This is a genomic window from Streptomyces sp. NPDC107500 (assembly GCF_055582785.1).
Genome location: NZ_JBVJPF010000006.1, coordinates 576,624 through 594,926, shown reverse-complemented (window position 1 = coordinate 594,926; position 18,303 = coordinate 576,624). Strand labels below are relative to the sequence as shown.

Sequence of the window (18,303 nt, the reverse complement as noted above, 5' to 3'; positions counted from 1 at the left end):
AAAACACGGCTGTCGATTCGCTGTCGACGGCCGGCCCGGAACGCCGCCGGGGGGATCACCGCTGGTCGGTGGTGCGCGCCGGAGGTGACACGGTCACGGAACCGGACGAGGGGATGGTGACCCGGCGGCTCCCGTCGCCGAGGACGACGGTGGTGGTGCGGCCCGGGGCGCCGTGCAGGGTCGCGGCGGTGACCTGCCCCGCTTTCCATGCCACGTCGACCGTGAAGCCGCCGCGTACGCCGATCCCGGTGACCGATCCGGTGGCGGCCCAGGCGTCCGGAAGGGCGGGAAGCAGCTCGACGCGGCCGGGGCGGGACTGGACCAGCATCTCGATCATCGCCACCGGCGTGCCGAGGTTCGCGTCGATCTGGAAGACGGAGCTGTCTCCGAACGAGTACATGTCGAAGAAGTTGCCCGCCGTGCCGTTGCCGAAGTCCACGGACGGCTTCATGACGGTGAGTACGCACTGGTAGGCCCTGTCGGCGTGCTTCAGCCGTGCCCAGCACAGGGACCGCCACGCGGTGGCCCAGCCGAAGCTGTCCATGCCGCGTGCCTCCAGCAGCCTGGTGGCACCGTCGATGAGCGAGGCGGGGGAGTCCTGGAGGTCGACGCGGTCGCCGGGGAAGAGGCCCACGTGCGCGGACAGGTGGCGGTGCGTGGTCTCGCCGAGGCCGTCCTCGCCCATCCACTCCTCCAGCCGGCCGCTGCCGGCACTGACCCCGGGCAGGTAGAGCCTGTCCCGGAGACCGTCGACCGTGGCGGCGTACGCCGCGTCCCTGCCCAGCTCGGCGGCGGCCTCCCGGTAGTTCTCGAACAGCTGCCGGACCAGTTCCTGCGCGTAGGTGATGCCGCGGGCGTTCTGCGGGCCGTGCTCCGGTGACCAGTCGTGGTCGTCGACGAGGACCTCTCGCCCAGCCACCGTCGTCGTGATCAGTCGCGCTTCCCAGAACTCGCAGGCGCCCCTCAGCAGCGGGTAGATCTTCGCCAGGTCCGCGGGGTCCCGGGTGTACTCGTAGTGCTCGTAGAGCGAGTTGCACACCCACGCGTTGCCGGCCGGGTGCCACCACCAGCCGTTGCCGCCCCAGACGTTGGTGGAGATGGCGAGCGTCCAGCCGGCCACCTTGCCGGAGGTGTTCCGGAAGCCGTTGCGGGGGTCCTGGAAGAGGGCCTGCGTGGTGGCCCGCCAGCCCGGCAACTGTGCCACGCAGTAGTCCGTGAAGGCGTCGAAGCACTCGGACAGCCCGGCCCGGTCGGGCAGCCAGTAGTTCATCTGGACGTTGATGTCGGTGTGGTAGTCGCTCATCCACGCGGGGGTGTTGCTGTCGAGCCACAGGCCCTGGAGGCCGGCGGGCAGGCTGTCCCGGGAGCCGCAGATGGTCAGGTAGCGGCCGAACTCCAGGTAGGAAGCCTCAAGTTCGGGGTCGGGGGCGGCGCCCGCCTCGGCGCGGGCGGCGAGCCGGACGGGCGTCTCCATGGCGCGCTGGGCGGCGCTGGAGCTGCCCAGGTTCACCGTCGTCCGCTTCTGGAGCCGCTGGAAGTCGGCGACATGGCCCGCGAGCAGCGCCGAGCCGCCGGCTCCCGCGGCCCGGGCGGCCTTGCCGCGGGCGACGGTGAGCGGAACGAGGTCCGCGTCCTTGTACTCGACGGACGCGTCCGCCTTGTAGTTGGTGCCGCCCGAGACGACCAGCACGACCTCGGCGCAGTCGTCGAAGGTCACCCTCGCGCCGGTCGCGGAGACGGTGCCGCCCTCGCCCGCCGCCTTCACGACGGCCGCGTACCTCAGCGAGTTGGTGAACGTCGCCGCGAAGGACGCCTCGGCCGCGCCCGCGTCGGCGGACACCTTCTCGTCGCGTGTCCCGGCCAGCGTCAGGGAGCCGGTGTAGGAGCCGCCGCCGCTCTGGGACAGGCGCACCACGACGACGTCGTCCGGGTGGCTGGAGAACACCTCGCGCCGGTAGGTGACGCCGCCGAACTCGTAGGTGGCGGTCACCAGCCCGTTGCTCATGTCGAGCGTGCGGCGGTAGTCGCGGACGGCGGCGGTGGTGTGGGCGGGGATGTCGACGTAGGCCTTGGCCAGCATCCCGAAGGTGCCGAAGTCCTCGGTGCCGTAGGGGAACTGGCCGTCGGAGTGCAGCGCGGCGTTGGCGTGACCGGTCCACAGGGTGGCGTCGGCGAGGACCAGGACGTCCCGGGGCGGGTGGCCGGTGACCAGGGCGCCGAGCCTGCCGTTGCCGATGGGCAGGCCCTCCTCGATCACCTTCTCCTCGGTGCCCGGCCTCGTGTACCAGAGGGTGATCGCCTCGCTCTCCGGCACCAGCGAGGCCGCACCGGTGTGCACCACGACGGGAGAGGGGGTGCGGGAGCGATCGGACATGGGGATGCGGCTCCTTGCGAGGGGGAGGATGCGGCACTCCGCGACGGCAGCAGTGCAGCCGGGCGGAGCGGGTGGTGTCAACACCTCTGAGGGAGGGCGGATGCCCTCACATCGTTAAACTGCTGACGGCCCCAGCCCCCACCGCACCGACCAGTAGGAGACCCGGATGCCGGCGCACGACCCGTCCGTCCCGCCGGTCCGTCAGGTTCTGTCCGACAGTGTCTACGAGGGCATCAAGGCCAAGGTCATGGACCACGAGATCGCTCCGGGCGCCCGCGTCGGCATCGAGGCCCTGGCCCGTGAGCTGGACGTCTCACCGACCCCGGTGCGCGAGGCACTCGCCCGGCTGGAGTCCGACGGTCTCGTGGTCAAGCGCTCGCTGTCCGGGTACCGGGCGACCGCGTTGCTCACCCGCCAGGGGGTGCGGGAGCTGTTCGAGATGCGGCTGCTCCTGGAGCCGCGCGCCGCCGCCCTGGCGGCGCACAACGCCGAGGAGAGCCAGCTCGACGCCCTGGAGGCCACGCTGGAGGGCATGCAGGCCCACCCCGGGCCCACCGGGCCGTACGCCTCCTACCGGGACTTCGCCGCGCTGGACCAGCGCTTCCACGACACCGTCGCGGAAGCCGCCCACCGGCCGCTGCTCGCGGACGCGGTGGAGCGGCTCCACACGCACCTGCACATCTTCCGCCTCAGCAACGTCCAGAACATCCAGGAAGCAGACGATCCGACCCTGGGCGAACACGAACGCATCGTGCGGGCGATCCTGCGCCGCAGGGCCGAGCACGCCGCGGAAGCGATGGCCGAGCACCTCGACCGCAGCCTCGAACGCCAGCTGAGCCGGTTCGACGAGGAGTGAGACGAGGAGTGAGACGAGGAGTGCGAGGAGAGGCCGGCGCGCCGGTGCGCCCCCTCCCCGTCACCCCGGCTGTGCGCCGGGCACGCCGTAGACGCGCCGAGCGGTGCCGGACCACACCTCGGACCGCTCGGCCGGGTCCAGTCGGGCGGTGAGCGTGCGGGCCGCGTCGACGACCGCGCCGTACTCCCCGGCGAGCGTGCTCACCGGCCAGTCGGAGCCGAACATCAGCCGCCGGGGGCCGAAGGCGTCGATCACCGTGCCGGCGTACGGCCTGAGGTCCTCGACCGTCCACGACGACCAGTCGGCCTCGGTCACCATGCCCGAGAGTTTGCACACCGTGTTGGGCAGCGAGGCCAGCTCCCGTACCCGCCCGGCCCAGGGTTCCAGCGCCCCGGACGCGATCGGCGGCTTGCCGAGGTGGTCCAGGACGAAGGTGAGGCCGGGCACCGCGGCCGCCGCCCGCGCCGCGGCGGGCAGTTGGTGCGGCAGTACCACCAGGTCGTAGACGAGTCCGGCTCCGGCGACGGCACGCAGGCCGCGCAGGACCTCCGGGCGGGTCAGCCAGTCGGGGTCGGGTTCGCCCTGGACCTGGTGGCGGATCCCGCGCAGGAAGTCACCACCGGGCAGTGACCGCAGCGCGTCGAGTGAGTCGGCGACGTCCGGGGCCGTCAGGTCGGTCCACCCCACGACCGCCCCGATCAGGTCGCTGTGCGCGGCCAGGGACAGCAACTCAGGTGTCTCCTCGGCGACGTTGACCGTCTCCACCAGCACCGTGGCCGTGACCCCCGCGGCGCCGGTCGCGGCCGCGAGGTCGGCGGGGGCGAAGGAGCGCCGCAACGGGGCGAGGCCGGGGCTGTCGAGCCACACCTGGTCGCGCACGGCGAGGTCCCACAGATGGTGGTGGGCGTCGATGACGGTCACCCCGGGCTCCCCTCCAGCACCGGCTCCGGCACCGGCACTCCGCCGGGCAGCAGGCCCTGAGCCCGCAGATCGTCCCATACGGCCCCGGGGGCGGGCCCGCGGACCTGTGCGACGGCGTCCACGACCTCGGCCGCCGAGCGCGCACCGACGAGGACCGACGCGACCGCCGGATGTCCGAACGGGAAGCGGAGCGCGGCGGCACGCAGCGGCAGCCCGTGCGCCTCGGTCACCTCGCGCATCCGTACCGCCCGGTCCAGGAGGTCCGAGGGCGCCGCCGCGTAGTCGTACGTGGCGCCGGGCGCGGGGTCGGCCAGCAGCCCGGAGTTGAACACACCGCCGGCGATCACGCTCTTGCCGGCGGCGGACGCGGCCGGCAGCAGCGTCTCCAGGGCGCCCTGTTCCAGCAGGGTGTAACGCCCGGCGCAGAGCACCGCGTCGACGTCCGTGTCCGTCAGGAACCGGGTCAGCATCCGGCTCTGGTTCATCCCCGCGCCGATCGCCCGGACGACCCCCTGCGACCGCAGCTCCTCCAGCGCCGGGTACGCCTCCCGGAAGGCCTGTTCACCGTGGTCGTCCGGGTCGTGGAGCAGGACCAGGTCCACGCGGTCCAGCCCGAGGCGGGTGAGGCTGTCCTCCAGTGAGCGGCGTACGCCGTCGGCGCTGAAGTCCCAGCGGCGCCGGTGGGTCGCCGGTACCGCGAAGCCGTTGGCGAGGTCGTCGCCGCCGCCGTCGTGCGGTTCGAGTACCCGGCCCACCTTGGTGGACAGGACGAAATCCTCCCGGGGCCTCGTTCGCAGGGCCGCGCCCAGCCTGCGCTCCGAGAGGCCCAGACCGTAGTGCGGGGCGGTGTCGAAGTAGCGGATGCCCGCGTCCCAGGCGGCCTCCACGGTGGCCGCCGCCTCGTCCTCGCCGACGGCCTCGTAGAGTCCGCCGATGGCGGCGGCACCCAGGCCGAGGGCGGTGACCGGCACGCCGCCGGCTCCCAGGAGCGCCGCCCTCACCGTCCCTCCGGGCGCAGCCGGAGGCCCTGCATGCCGCCGTCCACGGCCAGGACCGTGCCGGTCACGCAGGCGGCGGCCGGGCTCGCCAGGTAGGCGATGGCCGCGGCGACCTCTTCGGCGGTGACCAGACGGCCCATGGGCTGGCGGGCGTTGAGCGCAGCACGCTCGGCCTCCGGGTCGGGCGCCTGGTCCAGGAGACGGCCCACCCAGGGAGTGTCCGCCGTGCCGGGGTTCACGCAGTTCACGCGGATGCCCTCGCGGACGTGGTCCGCCGCCATGGCGAGGGTGAGGGACTGGACCGCGCCCTTGCTGGCGCTGTACAGGGCCCGCTGCGGCAGGCCGGCCGTGGCCGCGATCGAGCAGGTGTTGACGACGGCGGCGTGCGCGGAGGCACGCAGGAGGGGAAGAGCCGCCCGGGTGGTGCGGACGACGCCGAGGACGTTCACGTCCAGGACCCGGTGCCACTGGGCGTCGTCGTTGTCCTCGACCGTGCCCGTCGCGCCGGTCCCGGCGTTGTTGACCAGGATGTCGAGGCCGCCGAGTTCGTGGGCCGCGGCGGCGACGGCGGACCGTACCGAGGCGTCGTCGGACACGTCGGCGGCGTAGCCCCGCAGGGGCTTGTCCACGGCCGACGGATCGAGGTCGAGGACGGCGACGTCGGCACCGCGGGCGGCCAGCAGGAAGGCGGTGGCCCGGCCGATGCCGGAGGCGCCGCCGGTCACCAGGGCCTTGAGTCCGGACAGTTCGCTCATGAGGCGTTCCCCTTCTCCTGTGCGGCGAGGTCGGCGGCCCAGAAGACGCCGTCGGGATAGCGGTAGGTCGCGATGGACTCGGGGTGCATCCGGGACGAGAAGCCGGGCGCGGTGGGCGCCGTGTAGTGGCCGTCGGTGATGACCACGGGGTCGTCGAAGTGCTCGTGCAGGTGGTCGACGTACTCGATGACCCGGTCCTCGGTGGTGCCGGACAGGGCGACGAAGTCGAACATCGAGAGGTGGCGGACCAGTTCGCACAGCCCGACCCCGCCGGCGTGCGGGCAGACCGGGACGCGGAACTTGGCGGCGAGGAGCAGAATGGCCAGGTTCTCGTTGACGCCGCCCACCCGTGCCGCGTCGATCTGGAGGACGTCGATGGCCTCGGCCTGGAGCAACTGCTTGAAGACGATGCGGTTCTGTACATGCTCGCCGGTGGCGACCTTGACGGGCGCGACGCCCCGGCGCACGGCCGCGTGACCGAGGATGTCGTCGGGGCTGGTGGGCTCCTCGATCCAGTACGGGTCGCAGTCGGCCAGTGCCCTGGTCCACTCGACGGCCTCGGCCACGTTCCAGCGCTGGTTGGCGTCGACGGCGATGCGGATGTCCGGGCCGACCGCCGCACGGGCCGCGCGCAGCCTGCGGACGTCGTCGGCCAGGTCGGCGCCGACCTTGAGCTTGATCTGCCGGAAACCGTCGACGACGGCCTGCTCGGCGAGCCGCACCAGCTTCTCGTCGGAGTAGCCCAGCCAGCCGGGTGAGGTGGTGTACGCCGGGTATCCGCGCGCCAGCAGCAGGGCCTCGCGTTCGGCGGCGCCCTTCTTTCCCTCGCGGAGCAGGGTCACGGCCTCCTCGCGGGTGAGCGCGTCCTCGATGTAGCGGTAGTCCACCTGGGCGGCGAGCCACTCGGGCTCCGCGTCGGCGAGGAGCCGCCACACCGGCTTGCCGGCCCGTCTGGCCGCGAGGTCCCAGACCGCGTTGACCACGGCGCCGACGGCCATGTGCATCACGCCCTTCTCCGGGCCGAGCCAGCGCAGTTGGCTGTCACCGTTGAGGGCCCGGCTCACCGTGCCCGGATCGGCGCACACCGCCTCCACGGACCGGCCGACGACATGGGGGCGCAGCGCGCTGACCGCCGCCGCCTGCACCTCGTTGCCGCGTCCGATGGTGAAGGTGAAGGCGTGTCCCTCCAGACGCCCCCGCGGGCCGTCGTCCGCGTCGGTCCGCAGGACGACGTAGGCGGCCGAGTAGTCGGGGTCGGGGTTCATCGCGTCCGAGCCGTCCAGCTCACGCGAGGTGGGGAACCGGACGTCGACGACCTCGACGTCCGTGATGCGGGCCGTGGGGTCGGTCGTCATCGCGTCCCCACGCATCCTCGACGGTTCGACGCCGGCGGCCGGCACCGTCGACCTCCAGTTCCACCGTTCAGCAGTTTCACGTGTTCTCCTCGCGGTCGCGGCACGGGCGGTGCCGCGGGGGGTCGGTACGGTCGGGCTCGGCAGGCCGGGTGCGCTACTCCATGAGGAAGACCTGCGTCATGGACGCCCACCACTCGCCGGGCGCGGCCTCCTCGACGGGCTGCTGACAGGGCGCCGAGGTCCGAGGCCAGGTCGTCGCCGTGCAGTTCCCGGTACTCGTCCACCTTCTCGGGCCGGACGTGGACGACCTGGGCGACGCGCTTCACGGCGTTCCGCTCTTCGCGGCGACGGCGGTGTCGGCGACGGCCGAGCCCGCACGGTCGTGGATGACGCGGATGATCCGCCCGCTCATGCGGTCGTAGTCGTGGTCGTTGGCCACCTCGCCGCGGATGCGGTGGTCGGTCATGACCACGACCCGGTCGGCGAGCGTGATCATCTCCGTCAGGTCGCTGCTGATCAGCAGGATGGGCAGGCCGCCGCGGGCCAGCTCCCAGATCAGCTCGTGGAAGGCGTGCTTGGTGCGTACGTCCACGCCCACGGTGGGCTCGTCGACGACCAGCAGCCGGGTGTCGGCGGCGAGCCACTTGGCCAGGCTCACCTTCTGCTGGTTGCCGCCGGACAGTTCACCCGCGTTCTGCGCCAGACCGGAGACCCGGATGCCGAGGCGGTCGACGAGGTCCTGGGAGATCTCCCGTTCCCGCCGCGAGGAGATGTCGCCGAGGAAGCGCCCCAGCTTCTTCCACACCGTCACGGTGATGTTCCGGTGGACGGGCTGCTCCAGGAAGACGCCCTCCTCCTTGCGGTTCTCGGTCAGGTAGCCGATGCCGTACGTGTGGAGGGCCTCGCGGGGCGACCCGATCCGGGCCGTCCTGCCGTACACCTTGATCTCGCCGCCCGTGATCCGGTCCAGGCCGAGGACGGCCCTGACCAGCTCGCTGCGCCCGGCGCCGACCAGGCCGTACAGGCCGACGATCTCTCCGGGTGCGACGTCGAGGGAGATGTCGCGGTGGCCGGCCGCCGTCGAGAGGCCGGAGAGGGAGAGCGCCGGCGGGGCGGAGGCGTCCACCGTGCGGGGGGCCATGTCCGTCACCGAGTGGGCGCGGCCGACCATCAGGGTGACCACGTCGTCCTGCGCGTACTCGGAGAGGGGCGCCGACTCCAGTACCGACCGGCCGTCGCGCAGGACCGTGACGGTGTCGCAGACGGCGAAGACCTCCTCCAGCTTGTGGCTGACGAACAGCACACAGGTGCCGCGTGCCGTGAGACGGCGCACCACGTCGAAGAGGCGCTCCGCCTCCCGCGGGGAGAGCGAGGCGGTGGGTTCGTCGAGCAGCAGCACCTCGCTCTCCGTGTACAGCGCCTTGGCGATCTCCACCAACTGCTGCTGTGCCACGGACAGTTCGCGCACCGGACGGCGGGGGTCGAGGTCCAGTCCCAGCTCGGCCAGACAGCGCTCGGCGGGAGCGGTCATCGCCTCCGGGTCGATCAGCCCCCGGCGCGAGGGCGGGCTCTGGAGGGTGATGTTCTCCGCCACCGAGAAGCCGGGGATCAGGTTGCGCTCCTGGTGGACCACGCCGATGCCGGCGCGGGTGGCCTCCAGCGGGGAGCGCGGCCGGGTCTCCGCGCCGCGCCGCAGCAGGCGGCCGCCGTCGGGCGGGTGGACGCCGGTGATCACCTTGATCAGCGTGGACTTGCCGGCGCCGTTCTCGCCCAGCAGGGCGTGCACCGAACCCGCGGTCAGCGTCAGGCCCACGCCGTCGAGGGCACGTACCCCGGGGAAGACCTTGACGATGTTCTCGCATTCCAGCAGGACGGCGTTCTCGTCCGTCGGCCGTACCCCGCTCATCGGGCGCCTCCCGTACTCGGCAGGGCGGCGGCCGGCTGTGCGCCACCGCCGGGCGGCGCCGGGGGCGTACGGCCGGGTGCCCTGCCCTTCTTCTCCAGGTGGGTCTGGTGGAGGCGGCCGCCGACGACGGTGCCGAGCACGACCAGGCCGATGAGGAAGTTCACCCAGCTCGGGTCGAGGGAGAACTGGGCCCGCGCGGTGTCGATCAGCCGCATCACGAAGGCGGCCAGCACCGTGCCGAGCACCGCGACGGACCCGCCGGTGAGCGCGACGCCGCCGATGATCGGGGCGGCGAAGCTGGGCAGCAGCCAGTCCCCGCCGACACTCCGGTTCACGCCGGGCAGCGATGCCGTGGCCACGGCGGCGGCGATACCGACGAGCAGACCGGACAGGGTGTGGGCGACCACGATCTGACGGTCGGACGAGATGCCCGACAACCTCGCCGCGAGCGGGTTGCCGCCGGCCGCCAGCAGCCGCCGCCCGGCGATCGTGCGGTACATGAACGCGGCCAGCAGCACCGCGGCGGCCAGCGCGGCGACGAAGACCAGCGGGATGTTCAGCGGCGCCGAGCGCCCGAGGTCGCGCAGTGCCCCGGAGTACCCGTCGATCGTGCGCGTGCCGGAGAGCCGGTACTGGGCCCCGAGCAGGATGGTCATCGTGCCGAGGGTGACGATGAAGCCGTTGATCCGGGTGGCGACGATGAACACCCCGGTCAGCAGGCCGGTCAGCGTCGCGGTGAGCACGCCGGCCGGCACGGCGAGGCCCGCGGGCACCCCGTGGTCGGCCATCAGCACGCCCATCAGGCAGGCGCTGAACCCGCCCAGCGCGCCGACGGCGAGGTTGAGCTGCCCGACGCACAGGGCGACCATCTGGGCCAGCCCGATGAGGACCGGCGTGGCCAGGTACATCAGGAACGTGCGGAGTGAGGAGCCCTCGAAGAAGGAGCCGGACGAGGCGATGCCGAGCCCCACCCAGCCGACGGCCACCACGCCCAGCAGCGTCGCCGTCGTGGAACGCGAGAAGCGTCGCAGTGCCGGAAGGGCCAGGGCTCCCTTGTCGCGGAGCGTCGTCATGTGGAGCGCACCACCTTGCGATAGGACACCACGGTGCGCACCCGGTCCGCGGACAGGGCGAGGAGCAGGACGCAGCCGAGGTAGATGTTGAGGCTTTCGAGGCCGACCCCGAGCAGGTCCAGGCCCTTGCGGATGACACCGACCAGGGCGGTGCCGAGCAGCGCGCCGAGCACGGAGACGACGCCGCCGGTGAGCAGCGTGCCGCCGAGGACCGCGCCGAGGAACGACGGGAGCATGAAGTCGTCGCCGATGGAGGCGCGGAAGGTGCCCGTGCCCACGGCGGCCATGAAACCGGCGAGGGCGGCCAGCAGGCCGGACAGCGCGTGCGCCAGGACGACACGGCGGCCGGTGGGGATGCCGGACAGTTCGGCCGCGGCGGGGTTGGCGCCGGTGAGCAGCAGCTCCCGGCCCATGCGGGTGCGGGCGTAGAGGAAGCCGAGGCCGACGAGGGCCAGCACGGTGAACTGAGCGATCTGCGGAATGGCCGCCGAGCCGCAGACGGGGCCGGCGCAGATGTCCGCGAGCGAGTACGACCGCAGCTCGGCGAGCCCGTCCGGCCGCGTGGTGAACGCGGCGTTGTCCGTGAGGGCCGAGTAGAGCAGGGACACCAGGCCCAGCAGGGCGAAGTCCATGGCCAGCGTCACGACGAAGGAGTTCACACCGGTGCGGGCGATGATCCCGCCGGTCAGCGCGCCGATGGCGCACCCCGCCACGAGGCACAGCACCAGGCCCAGCGGCAGCGGCAGTCCGAGCCGGTCGTAGCCGAACCCGGCGAAGAAGGCGCCGAAGGCGGCCATGCGTCCGACGGCGAGGTTCATGTGCCCGACGGACAGCACGACCATCTGCGCGAGCGCCACCACGGTGAGTGTCGAGATGTCCCTCAGGAGCGGGAAGAGCACCAGTCGCTCGTCGAAGAAGGCCGGGCGCAGGACGCCGAAGAGCGCGGCGAGCGCGACGACGAGCACCAGCAGCCCCAGCCGCTGGTTGACCCAGAACGGCAGCCGGTGAGCCGGCCGGGCCCCGTCGGCCGGGCGGTCGGTGTCGCGTCCGGCGGCGGTGACGGCGGTCTTCACGAGACCCTCCGGTCCTCGATCGCGTCCATGTCCCAGTCGATGCCGATGCCGGGCTCGTCCGGGGCCACGGCGTGGCCGTCGCGCAGGACCATCTCGGTGCGGGTGACGGCGCGCAGTTGCGGGATGTACTCGACGTACGCGCCGTTGCTCACCGCGGCGACCAGGCTGACGTGCAGTTCCATCAGGAAGTGCGGGCACACCTCGACGTTGAAGGTCTCCGCGAGGTGGGCGACCTTCAGCCACGGTGTGATGCCACCGACCCGCGCCACGTCGACCTGCACGACGGAGGCGGCGCCGCTCTCCAGATAGTCGCGGAACTGCATCGGCGAGTACATCGACTCACCCACGGCGATGGGGATCCGGGTCGAGCGGGCGAGGAGCCCATGCCCGCCGACGTCGTCGGCGGGCATGGGCTCCTCGAGCCAGTAGGGGTCGTACGGTTCGAGCGCGGCGGTCAGTCGCACGGCGGACGACAGCGACTGGGACTGGTTCGCGTCCGTCATGACGTGCAGCGCCGGACCGACCGCCTCGCGGACGGCACGCAGCCGCTCCGCGTCCTCGGCCACGTGCGGCTTGCCCACCTTGATCTTCACGCCGGCGAACCGCGCCTCCTGGGCCGCGAGCGCGGACTTGACCAGTTCCTCGGTGCCGAGGTGGAGCCAGCCGCCCTCGGTGTCGTAGACGGGGATCTCCTGGCGGTGGCCGCCGGCCAGTCGCCACAGCGGCTCCCCGGCCCGCTTGCAGCGCAGGTCCCACAGCGCCGTGTCCACCGTCGCGAGCGCGAGGGAGGTGAGGGCGCCGGTGGTCGTGGCGCGGGTGTGGGCGAACAGGGACTGCCACAGCCCCTCCACGTTGCGGGCGTCCCGGCCGGCCAGCAGCGGCAGCAAGTGGTCGCGCAGCAGGGCCAGGACGGAGCTGCCGCCGGTGCCGATGGTGTAGGCGTATCCGGTGCCCGTCAGGCCGTCGTCGGTGGTGAGGGTGACGAGTACGGTCTCCTGCTTGACGAACGACTGCACGGCGTCCGTGCGGTCGGTCTCCACGTCGATGTCGGCCAGCAGGGCCGTGGCGTTGATGATGCGGGTCATGCGCGAGGGCGACCTTTCTGTCCGTGGCCGGGGCGGTCAGCCGCAGGTGAGGAACTCGTCCGCGAACTGCTTCTTCAGCTCGGCGGTCCTGGCCCGGCGTGCGCTGTCGTAGCCGTCGACGTTGTCCTTGGTGACGACGAAGGAGCCGGAGTCGACCACCTTGCCGGGCTGCTTCATGGAGCACTGCCCGGTTTGCAGCAGGGCGAGCGCCCAGGTCCCGATCTCCGCCTGACCGACCGGGTTCTGCACGACCGTGGCGGTGGCGGCACCGCTCCTGATCGAGGAGAGGATCTTGGCGTCGTCGTCGATGGCGACGACCTTCGCCCGGGAGCCCGACTCCTGTACGGCCTCGGCGGCGGCGACGGCCGGGTTGTAGGCGGTGGAGACGATGCCCGCGATCTCGGCGCCCTTGGCGGCCAGCAGGTCGGACACGGCCTTCTGGGCGGTCTGGAGGTCCTTGTCGATGTCGGTGACGGTCTGCACCACGGTGACCTCGCCACCGGTCTCCCGCACCGCCTTCTCGACGCCCCGCTTGCGCAACTGGGTGTTGGCGTCGACGTTGTTGCCGGTCAGGTGGACGAGGGCGCCCTTGCCGCCCATGGCCTCGATGGCGGCCTTCGCGGCCTTGTAGGCGGCCAGCTCGACGTCGGTGGAGAGGCAGAAGTCCGCCTCGTTCGTGTCCCCGGCCGGGCAGGAGCCGAGCGAGGCGACGGCCGTCCCCTGCGACTTGAGATCGGTGAAGGTGGTGTTGATGTCGGTCGGGGAGACACCGAAGACGCCGAATGCGTTGTAGCCGCGGGCGGCCAGTGTGGACACCAGGTTGTTCTGCTTCTGCTGGTCCCACTCGGCGGTCTCGTCGAAGGTGACGTCGTCCAGCCCGAGCGACTTCCCGGCCTTGGCGCCGGCCGTCTTCCAGGGCTGGAAGTAGGGGTGGGCGCCGCCCGGGACCAGCGCGACCTTCACTCCGGAGCCGTCGGCGAGCTGGGCGGTCCCGCCGCCGCCCTTCGCCGAGGCGGCGCCCGCGGCGCCGGGCTCGTCCGAGTTCCTGATGGTGCAGGCCGACGAGGTGGTGGCCAGGAGGACCAGGCCGATGGCGGCTGACACGGCTGTTCTACGACGGCTCATGATGCTGCCCCACTAGAATCAAATAGGATTTCGTTGCCCGCGATGCTGGGGCAGTGACGGCGGTCACGTCAAGGGTCGTGCCGGGTCGAGTGGCTGTCCGGCTGCCCAGAGCCCTGATTTCATGCCGATCGTGTGCAGATCGAGGGTGAAAGTGAGGGCTGGGTGATGGCACGTGGGTGAAGCGGCCGACTCGCCGCTCGCGGCGTCGATCGCGTCAGATCATATAGAGAAGAGGGGGGGCGAGGCCGTGGATCGGCCGAGGCCCTTCCCGAGGGGAGGACGCAGCGATGTCGGTGCTGGCGGTCAGCGTCTACGAGGCGGTCAAGGCCATGGTCATGGACCATGTGATCCAGCCCGGCGCACGGGTCGGCATCGAGTCCGTCGCGCGGTCCCTCGGAGTCTCGGCGACGCCGGTGCGCGAAGCGCTCGCCCGCCTGGAGTCGGACGGACTGGTGGTGAAGCGGTCGCTCTCCGGATACCGGGCCACCGAACTGCTCACCCGGCAGGGGGTGGAGGAACTCTTCGAGATGCGTCTGCTGCTGGAGCCGCGGGCCGCCGCGCTGGCCGCCGAGCACATGGGCGAGGCGGCGCTGGACCGGATCGAGGCCGTGGTCGAGGAGATGCGGGGGCTGCCGGACAAGGGGCACAGCTACGCCGAGTACGGGCGCTTCGCGGTGCTGGACCAGCGGTTCCACGACGCGCTGGCCGTCGCGTCCGGCCGGACGATGCTCGCCGCGGCGGTGGAGCGGCTCCACACCCACCTGCACCTCTTCCGGCTCAGCCCCGTCTCGGGCGGCAGTCCGGCCACCGTCATGGAGCACGGCCGCATCCTGCGGGCGGTGCTGCGGCGCAGTCCCGAACGGGCGTCGCGGGCCATGAGCGAGCATCTGGAGTCCAGCCTGCGGCGCCACCTCGACCGGTACGCGGAGGGCGGGGCGTGACGACCGGCGCCGATCACTATGCTCACTGCATGCGCGACGCAGATCCACCGACGGACGGCCCGGGAACATGCTGAAAGAGGTCACCGCGACCCGCTACATCACACCCCTGCGCGAGGGCGGTTCGCTGCCCGGGCTCGTCGAGGCCGACGATCTCGGGACGTACGTCCTGAAGTTCACCGGCGCGGGGCAGGGACGCAAGACGCTGGTCGCGGAGGTGGTCTGCGGTGAGCTGGCCCGGCGGCTGGGCTTCCGCGTCCCGCGCATCGTGACGGTCGACCTCGATCCCGTCCTGGGGCTCGGCGAGCCCGACCAGCAGGTGCAGGAGCTGCTCAAGTCGAGCGGCGGCACCAACCTCGGCATGGACTTCCTCTCCGGCGCGCTCGGCTTCGACCCGCTCGCCTTCGAGGTGAGCCCCGAGGAGGCCGGCCGGATCGTCTGGTTCGACGCGCTGGTGAACAACGTCGACCGGTCCTGGCGCAACCCCAACCTGCTGCGCCTGCGGGGCGAGACATGGCTCATCGACCACGGCGCGACCATGATCTGGCAGCACAACTGGCCCGGTGCCGAGGCCTCCGCGGCCCGCCCCTACGACGCCTCCGACCACGCCCTCGCGCGCTTCTCGCCGGACGTCCGCTCGGCCGCCGCCGCGCTCGCGCCGCTGGTCACCGGGGAACTCCTCGCGGAGGTCACCGCCGAGATCCCGGACGTGTGGCTGCGGGACGAGCCCGGCTTCGCGACCCCCGACGACCTGCGGCGGGCCTATGCCCGGCCGCTGCTCGCCCGGGCCGCCACGATCCACGAACGCGTCAAGGGGGAGCGGTGAGCGACCGCCACGTCTTCGAGTACGCGCTGGTGCGCGTCGTACCCCGCGTCGAGCGCGGGGAGTGCGTCAACGCCGGCGTCCTCGTGTACTGCCGGGCCAAGTCCTACGTCGGCGCCCGCACGCACCTCGACGAAGCCAGGCTGCTGGCCCTCGACCCGCGGGTGGACCTGCCGGGTGTACGTGCGGCGCTGCGCGCCGTGGAAGGGGTGTGCACCGGCGGGGACGCGGCGGGCCAGGCGGCCCAGGACGATCCGGGCCGCCGTTTCCGCTGGCTGATCGCGCCCCGCTCGACCATCGTCCAGCCGGGCCCCGTGCACACCGGCCTGACCGCCGATCCCGCGGCCGAGGCGCAGCGGCTGCTCGACCTGCTGGTGCGGTGACGCCGCGCGGGTTCGCTCCGGCCCTGAGCCGCTGCGGGTGTCAGGCGCGCCGGCGGCGCCTGAGCGCGTAGCCGGCGGCGAGCGTGGCGCTGGCCACGCAGCCCAGCCCGATGGCGATGTCCGAGCGGCTCGGCCCGCCGCTGAAGGAGCCGCCCAGGCCGCCCTGGGTGCCGCGCGTCGGAGTGACGGCGGGGGAGGCCGACGGACTCGTGGCGGCGGTCGGTGCGGGCGCGACCGGGAGCGGCGCCGAGGTCGAGGAGGTGGTCGGGAGCGAGGCGATCTGCACCTCGACGCGCTGGTTCTGCTCCACCCGCTGGATCTGCTCCACCTGCCGGCCCTGGTCGTCCCGGTCCTCGTCCCGGCCGCCGTTCCCGCCCTGGTCGAAGCCGCCCTGATCGTTCCCGCCCGCGTCGTGCCGACCGTCGTTGAACCCGCCTTGGTCCGCTCCGCCCTCGCCGAACCCGCCCTGGTCGTTTCCGGCCGGGTCGTTGCCGCCGGGGTCGAACGAGCCCGCGCCGAAGTCGCTTCCGTCGGGTTCTCCCTGGTCGAGTGGGTCCGGGGCGAACAGGTCCTCGGTGAACGCGTCCGGGGCGTTCGGATCGCTCTCGAAGGCGGCCTGGCCCGCCTGCTGGGTGGGACTCCGGGAGTCCAGTTCCTGGGTGTGTGCGGTGTCGGCCATCGGCACGATCGCGGCTATCGCGACGGCTATGCCTGCGGCACCGGTTAGACGGCGCATGGACGTCTCCTTTCCGGCCACGAGTGGCTCGCGCTTCGACGCTAGGGGCCCGGGGGCCCGGGGGCGCGCAGCGCTGGTCCGATCGGGTAGGCCGGGGATGGTGACGCACCGGGGAGCCCGGGTAATGGATCACACCGGCCCGGTGTCCCGTTGACACCGGGTGCCAGGGCTTCTAGCGTCACGTCTGCGGAAGGTACTAAGCGGTCGCTCACCCAAGGGCGCACGCTCCGCACGGGCCGCATCCCCAGGACGAGGAGAGCAGCAATGTCCACCACTGAGCAGCGAGTCGCCGTCGTCACCGGAGCCGCGCGCGGCATCGGTGCCGCGACCGCCGTACGACTGGCCGCCGAGGGCCGCGCCGTCGCCGTCATCGACCTCGACGAGGCCGCCTGCAAGGACACCGTGGAGCAGATCACCGCGGCCGGCGGCAAGGCGATCGCGGTCGGTTGCGACGTCTCCGACGAGGCGCAGGTCGAGGCGGCCGTCGCGCGGATCGCCGGGGAGCTGGGCGCGCCGACGATCCTCGTCAACAACGCGGGCGTACTCCGCGACAACCTGCTCTTCAAGATGAGCGCCTCCGACTGGGACACCGTCATGAACGTGCACCTGCGCGGCGCCTTCCTGATGTCCAAGGCGTGCCAGAAGCACATGGTGGACGCCGGCTTCGGCCGCATCGTCAACCTGTCCTCCTCCTCCGCGCTCGGCAACCGCGGTCAGGTCAACTACTCCGCCGCCAAGGCCGGTCTCCAGGGCTTCACCAAGACCCTCGCCAAGGAGCTGGGCAAGTTCGGCGTCACCGCGAACTCCGTCGCCCCGGGCTTCATCGCCACCGAGATGACCAAGGCCACCGCCGACCGCGTGGGCATGGGCTTCGACGACTTCAAGGCCGCCGCCGCCACCCAGATCCCGGTCGCCCGCGTCGGTGAGCCCGACGACATCGCCAACGCCATCGCCTTCTTCACCGGCGAGGCGGCCGGCTTCGTCTCCGGCCAGGTGCTGTACGTGGCCGGCGGACCGCTCGACTAGGGCCACGGAGACCAGGGAACACGGACACTAGGGAACACGGACATGACTGAACTCCCCGTACTCTCCGGCAAGGTCGCGCTCGTCACCGGCGCCAGCCGCGGTATCGGTTACGGCGTCGCCGAGGCGCTCGTCGCGCGCGGCGACCGGGTCTGCATCACCGGCCGCAACGAGGACGCCCTCAAGGAGGCCGTCGAGAAGCTCGGCGCCGACCGGGTCATCGGTGTCGCCGGCAAGGCGCACGACGAGGCCCACCAGGCCGTCGCGGTCGAGCGCACGATGGAGGCCTTCGGCCGCGTCGACTTCCTGGTCAACAACGCAGGCACCAACCCGGTGTTCGGGCCGATCGCCGACCTCGACCTGAACGTCGCGCGGAAGGTCTTCGAGACCAACGTGATCTCGGCGCTCGGCTTCGCCCAGCGCACCTGGCACGCCTGGCAGAAGGAGAACGGCGGCGCGATCGTCAACATCGCGTCCGTCGCGGGCCTCTCGCCCTCGCCCTTCATCGCCGCGTACGGCGTCAGCAAGGCCGCGCTGATCAACCTCACCGCGCAGCTCGCGCACGAGTTCGCGCCGAAGGTGCGGGTCAACGCGATCGCCCCGGCCGTCGTGAAGACCAAGTTCGCCGCCGCCCTCTACGAGGGCCGGGAAGAGGAGGCGGCCGCCGGATACCCGCTGGGCCGGCTCGGCGTGCCCTCCGACATCGGCGGTGCCGCCGCCTTCCTCACCTCGACGCAGTCCGACTGGGTCACCGGTCAGACCCTCGTCGTCGACGGAGGCATCTTCCTGAACGCCGGCGTGGCCTGATCTCGCCTGTCGACAGCACTGAGGACCGGCCCGGGACACGGGCGCCGTTGACGGAAACGGCGCCCGTGTCCG

At 72.2% G+C, this 18,303-nt stretch carries 17 protein-coding genes; 6 read left to right on the top strand and 11 right to left on the bottom strand.

Features of this window, described 5'->3' with window-relative positions:
* Positions 1-55 precede the first annotated feature (55 nt).
* A complete protein-coding gene (locus tag ACZ67M_RS26385) occupies positions 56-2,374 on the bottom strand; it encodes a glycoside hydrolase family 95 protein (RefSeq protein WP_469853016.1) in 2,319 nt (772 codons plus the stop codon).
* A gap of 166 nt (positions 2,375-2,540) precedes the next feature.
* Here ACZ67M_RS26385 and ACZ67M_RS26380 point away from each other — a divergent pair, with 166 nt between their 5' ends.
* Positions 2,541-3,230 carry a GntR family transcriptional regulator gene (locus ACZ67M_RS26380; protein ID WP_361355594.1) on the top strand — a complete coding sequence of 230 codons (690 nt, stop codon included), beginning with the start codon at positions 2,541-2,543 and terminating at the stop codon, positions 3,228-3,230.
* Between the two features lie 60 nt (positions 3,231-3,290).
* Here ACZ67M_RS26380 and ACZ67M_RS26375 read toward each other — a convergent pair whose 3' ends face one another.
* The 9 genes from ACZ67M_RS26375 to ACZ67M_RS26335 form a co-directional block, all read right to left on the bottom strand.
* Positions 3,291-4,151, bottom strand: coding sequence for an amidohydrolase family protein (locus tag ACZ67M_RS26375; RefSeq protein WP_469853014.1), 861 nt, complete (start codon positions 4,149-4,151; stop codon positions 3,291-3,293).
* Positions 4,148-5,152, bottom strand: coding sequence for an aldo/keto reductase (locus ACZ67M_RS26370; protein ID WP_392018517.1), 1,005 nt, complete (start codon positions 5,150-5,152; stop codon positions 4,148-4,150). Before ACZ67M_RS26370 ends, ACZ67M_RS26375 begins: the two co-directional genes overlap by 4 nt.
* A complete protein-coding gene (locus ACZ67M_RS26365) occupies positions 5,149-5,904 on the bottom strand; it encodes an SDR family NAD(P)-dependent oxidoreductase (protein ID WP_392238086.1) in 756 nt (251 codons plus the stop codon). Before ACZ67M_RS26365 ends, ACZ67M_RS26370 begins: the two co-directional genes overlap by 4 nt.
* On the bottom strand, positions 5,901-7,259 hold the full coding sequence (locus ACZ67M_RS26360; protein ID WP_361355601.1) for an enolase C-terminal domain-like protein: 1,359 nt from the start codon (positions 7,257-7,259) through the stop codon (positions 5,901-5,903). The genes ACZ67M_RS26365 and ACZ67M_RS26360 overlap by 4 nt, the downstream gene beginning before the upstream one ends.
* A 322-nt stretch (positions 7,260-7,581) precedes the next feature.
* The gene (locus tag ACZ67M_RS26355) at positions 7,582-9,165 is read right to left on the bottom strand and encodes a sugar ABC transporter ATP-binding protein (protein WP_469853011.1); all 1,584 of its coding nucleotides are present in this window, start codon (positions 9,163-9,165) and stop codon (positions 7,582-7,584) included.
* Positions 9,162-10,238 (bottom strand): ABC transporter permease, encoded by a 1,077-nt coding sequence (locus ACZ67M_RS26350; RefSeq protein ID WP_469853010.1) that lies wholly within the window; start codon positions 10,236-10,238, stop codon positions 9,162-9,164. The genes ACZ67M_RS26355 and ACZ67M_RS26350 overlap by 4 nt, the downstream gene beginning before the upstream one ends.
* Entirely contained in the window at positions 10,235-11,311 is a 1,077-nt protein-coding gene (locus tag ACZ67M_RS26345) for an ABC transporter permease (RefSeq protein WP_469853008.1), read from the bottom strand. Before ACZ67M_RS26345 ends, ACZ67M_RS26350 begins: the two co-directional genes overlap by 4 nt.
* Complete coding sequence (locus ACZ67M_RS26340) at positions 11,308-12,396, bottom strand: mandelate racemase/muconate lactonizing enzyme family protein (protein ID WP_469853007.1); 1,089 nt, start codon at positions 12,394-12,396, stop codon at positions 11,308-11,310. Before ACZ67M_RS26340 ends, ACZ67M_RS26345 begins: the two co-directional genes overlap by 4 nt.
* Before the next feature lie 36 nt (positions 12,397-12,432).
* Positions 12,433-13,521, bottom strand: a complete 1,089-nt coding sequence (locus tag ACZ67M_RS26335; RefSeq protein WP_392238078.1) for a substrate-binding domain-containing protein — start codon at positions 13,519-13,521, stop codon at positions 12,433-12,435.
* 287 nt (positions 13,522-13,808) lie between these two features.
* Between ACZ67M_RS26335 and ACZ67M_RS26330 the strand changes: the two genes are divergently transcribed.
* The 3 genes from ACZ67M_RS26330 (at position 13,809) to ACZ67M_RS26320 (ending at position 15,665) form a co-directional block, all read left to right on the top strand.
* Positions 13,809-14,462: a GntR family transcriptional regulator gene (locus ACZ67M_RS26330; RefSeq protein ID WP_385795461.1), complete on the top strand. Its 654-nt coding sequence runs from the start codon at positions 13,809-13,811 to the stop codon at positions 14,460-14,462.
* A gap of 67 nt (positions 14,463-14,529) precedes the next feature.
* The gene (locus ACZ67M_RS26325; protein ID WP_392102774.1) at positions 14,530-15,285 is read left to right on the top strand and encodes a HipA family kinase; all 756 of its coding nucleotides are present in this window, start codon (positions 14,530-14,532) and stop codon (positions 15,283-15,285) included.
* Positions 15,282-15,665 (top strand): DUF3037 domain-containing protein, encoded by a 384-nt coding sequence (locus tag ACZ67M_RS26320; protein ID WP_352153454.1) that lies wholly within the window; start codon positions 15,282-15,284, stop codon positions 15,663-15,665. The genes ACZ67M_RS26325 and ACZ67M_RS26320 overlap by 4 nt, the downstream gene beginning before the upstream one ends.
* 40 nt (positions 15,666-15,705) lie before the next feature.
* Here ACZ67M_RS26320 and ACZ67M_RS26315 read toward each other — a convergent pair whose 3' ends face one another.
* Positions 15,706-16,401: a hypothetical protein gene (locus ACZ67M_RS26315; RefSeq protein ID WP_469853005.1), complete on the bottom strand. Its 696-nt coding sequence runs from the start codon at positions 16,399-16,401 to the stop codon at positions 15,706-15,708.
* A gap of 264 nt (positions 16,402-16,665) precedes the next feature.
* On the opposite strand from ACZ67M_RS26315, the gene fabG reads away from it, so the two are divergent.
* Positions 16,666-17,427, top strand: coding sequence for a 3-oxoacyl-ACP reductase FabG (gene fabG, locus ACZ67M_RS26310; RefSeq protein ID WP_125494976.1), 762 nt, complete (start codon positions 16,666-16,668; stop codon positions 17,425-17,427).
* Between the two features lie 42 nt (positions 17,428-17,469).
* Entirely contained in the window at positions 17,470-18,231 is a 762-nt protein-coding gene (locus tag ACZ67M_RS26305) for an SDR family oxidoreductase (RefSeq protein ID WP_392018497.1), read from the top strand.
* Positions 18,232-18,303: the final 72 nt, after the last annotated feature.

Bases quoted from the DNA above. Each gene is read 5' to 3' on its own strand.
- fabG (WP_125494976.1), top strand. From the start codon at position 16,666: ATGTCCACCACTGAGCAGCGAGTCGCCGTCGTCACCGGAGCCGCGCGC.
- ACZ67M_RS26355 (WP_469853011.1), bottom strand. From the start codon at position 9,165: ATGAGCGGGGTACGGCCGACGGACGAGAACGCCGTCCTGCTGGAATGC.
- ACZ67M_RS26380 (WP_361355594.1), top strand. From the start codon at position 2,541: ATGCCGGCGCACGACCCGTCCGTCCCGCCGGTCCGTCAGGTTCTGTCC.
- ACZ67M_RS26350 (WP_469853010.1), bottom strand. From the start codon at position 10,238: ATGACGACGCTCCGCGACAAGGGAGCCCTGGCCCTTCCGGCACTGCGA.
- ACZ67M_RS26365 (WP_392238086.1), bottom strand. From the start codon at position 5,904: ATGAGCGAACTGTCCGGACTCAAGGCCCTGGTGACCGGCGGCGCCTCC.
- ACZ67M_RS26340 (WP_469853007.1), bottom strand. From the start codon at position 12,396: ATGACCCGCATCATCAACGCCACGGCCCTGCTGGCCGACATCGACGTG.
- ACZ67M_RS26360 (WP_361355601.1), bottom strand. From the start codon at position 7,259: ATGACGACCGACCCCACGGCCCGCATCACGGACGTCGAGGTCGTCGAC.
- ACZ67M_RS26335 (WP_392238078.1), bottom strand. From the start codon at position 13,521: ATGAGCCGTCGTAGAACAGCCGTGTCAGCCGCCATCGGCCTGGTCCTC.
- ACZ67M_RS26315 (WP_469853005.1), bottom strand. From the start codon at position 16,401: ATGCGCCGTCTAACCGGTGCCGCAGGCATAGCCGTCGCGATAGCCGCG.
- ACZ67M_RS26385 (WP_469853016.1), bottom strand. From the start codon at position 2,374: ATGTCCGATCGCTCCCGCACCCCCTCTCCCGTCGTGGTGCACACCGGT.
- ACZ67M_RS26330 (WP_385795461.1), top strand. From the start codon at position 13,809: ATGTCGGTGCTGGCGGTCAGCGTCTACGAGGCGGTCAAGGCCATGGTC.
- ACZ67M_RS26325 (WP_392102774.1), top strand. From the start codon at position 14,530: ATGCTGAAAGAGGTCACCGCGACCCGCTACATCACACCCCTGCGCGAG.
- ACZ67M_RS26305 (WP_392018497.1), top strand. From the start codon at position 17,470: ATGACTGAACTCCCCGTACTCTCCGGCAAGGTCGCGCTCGTCACCGGC.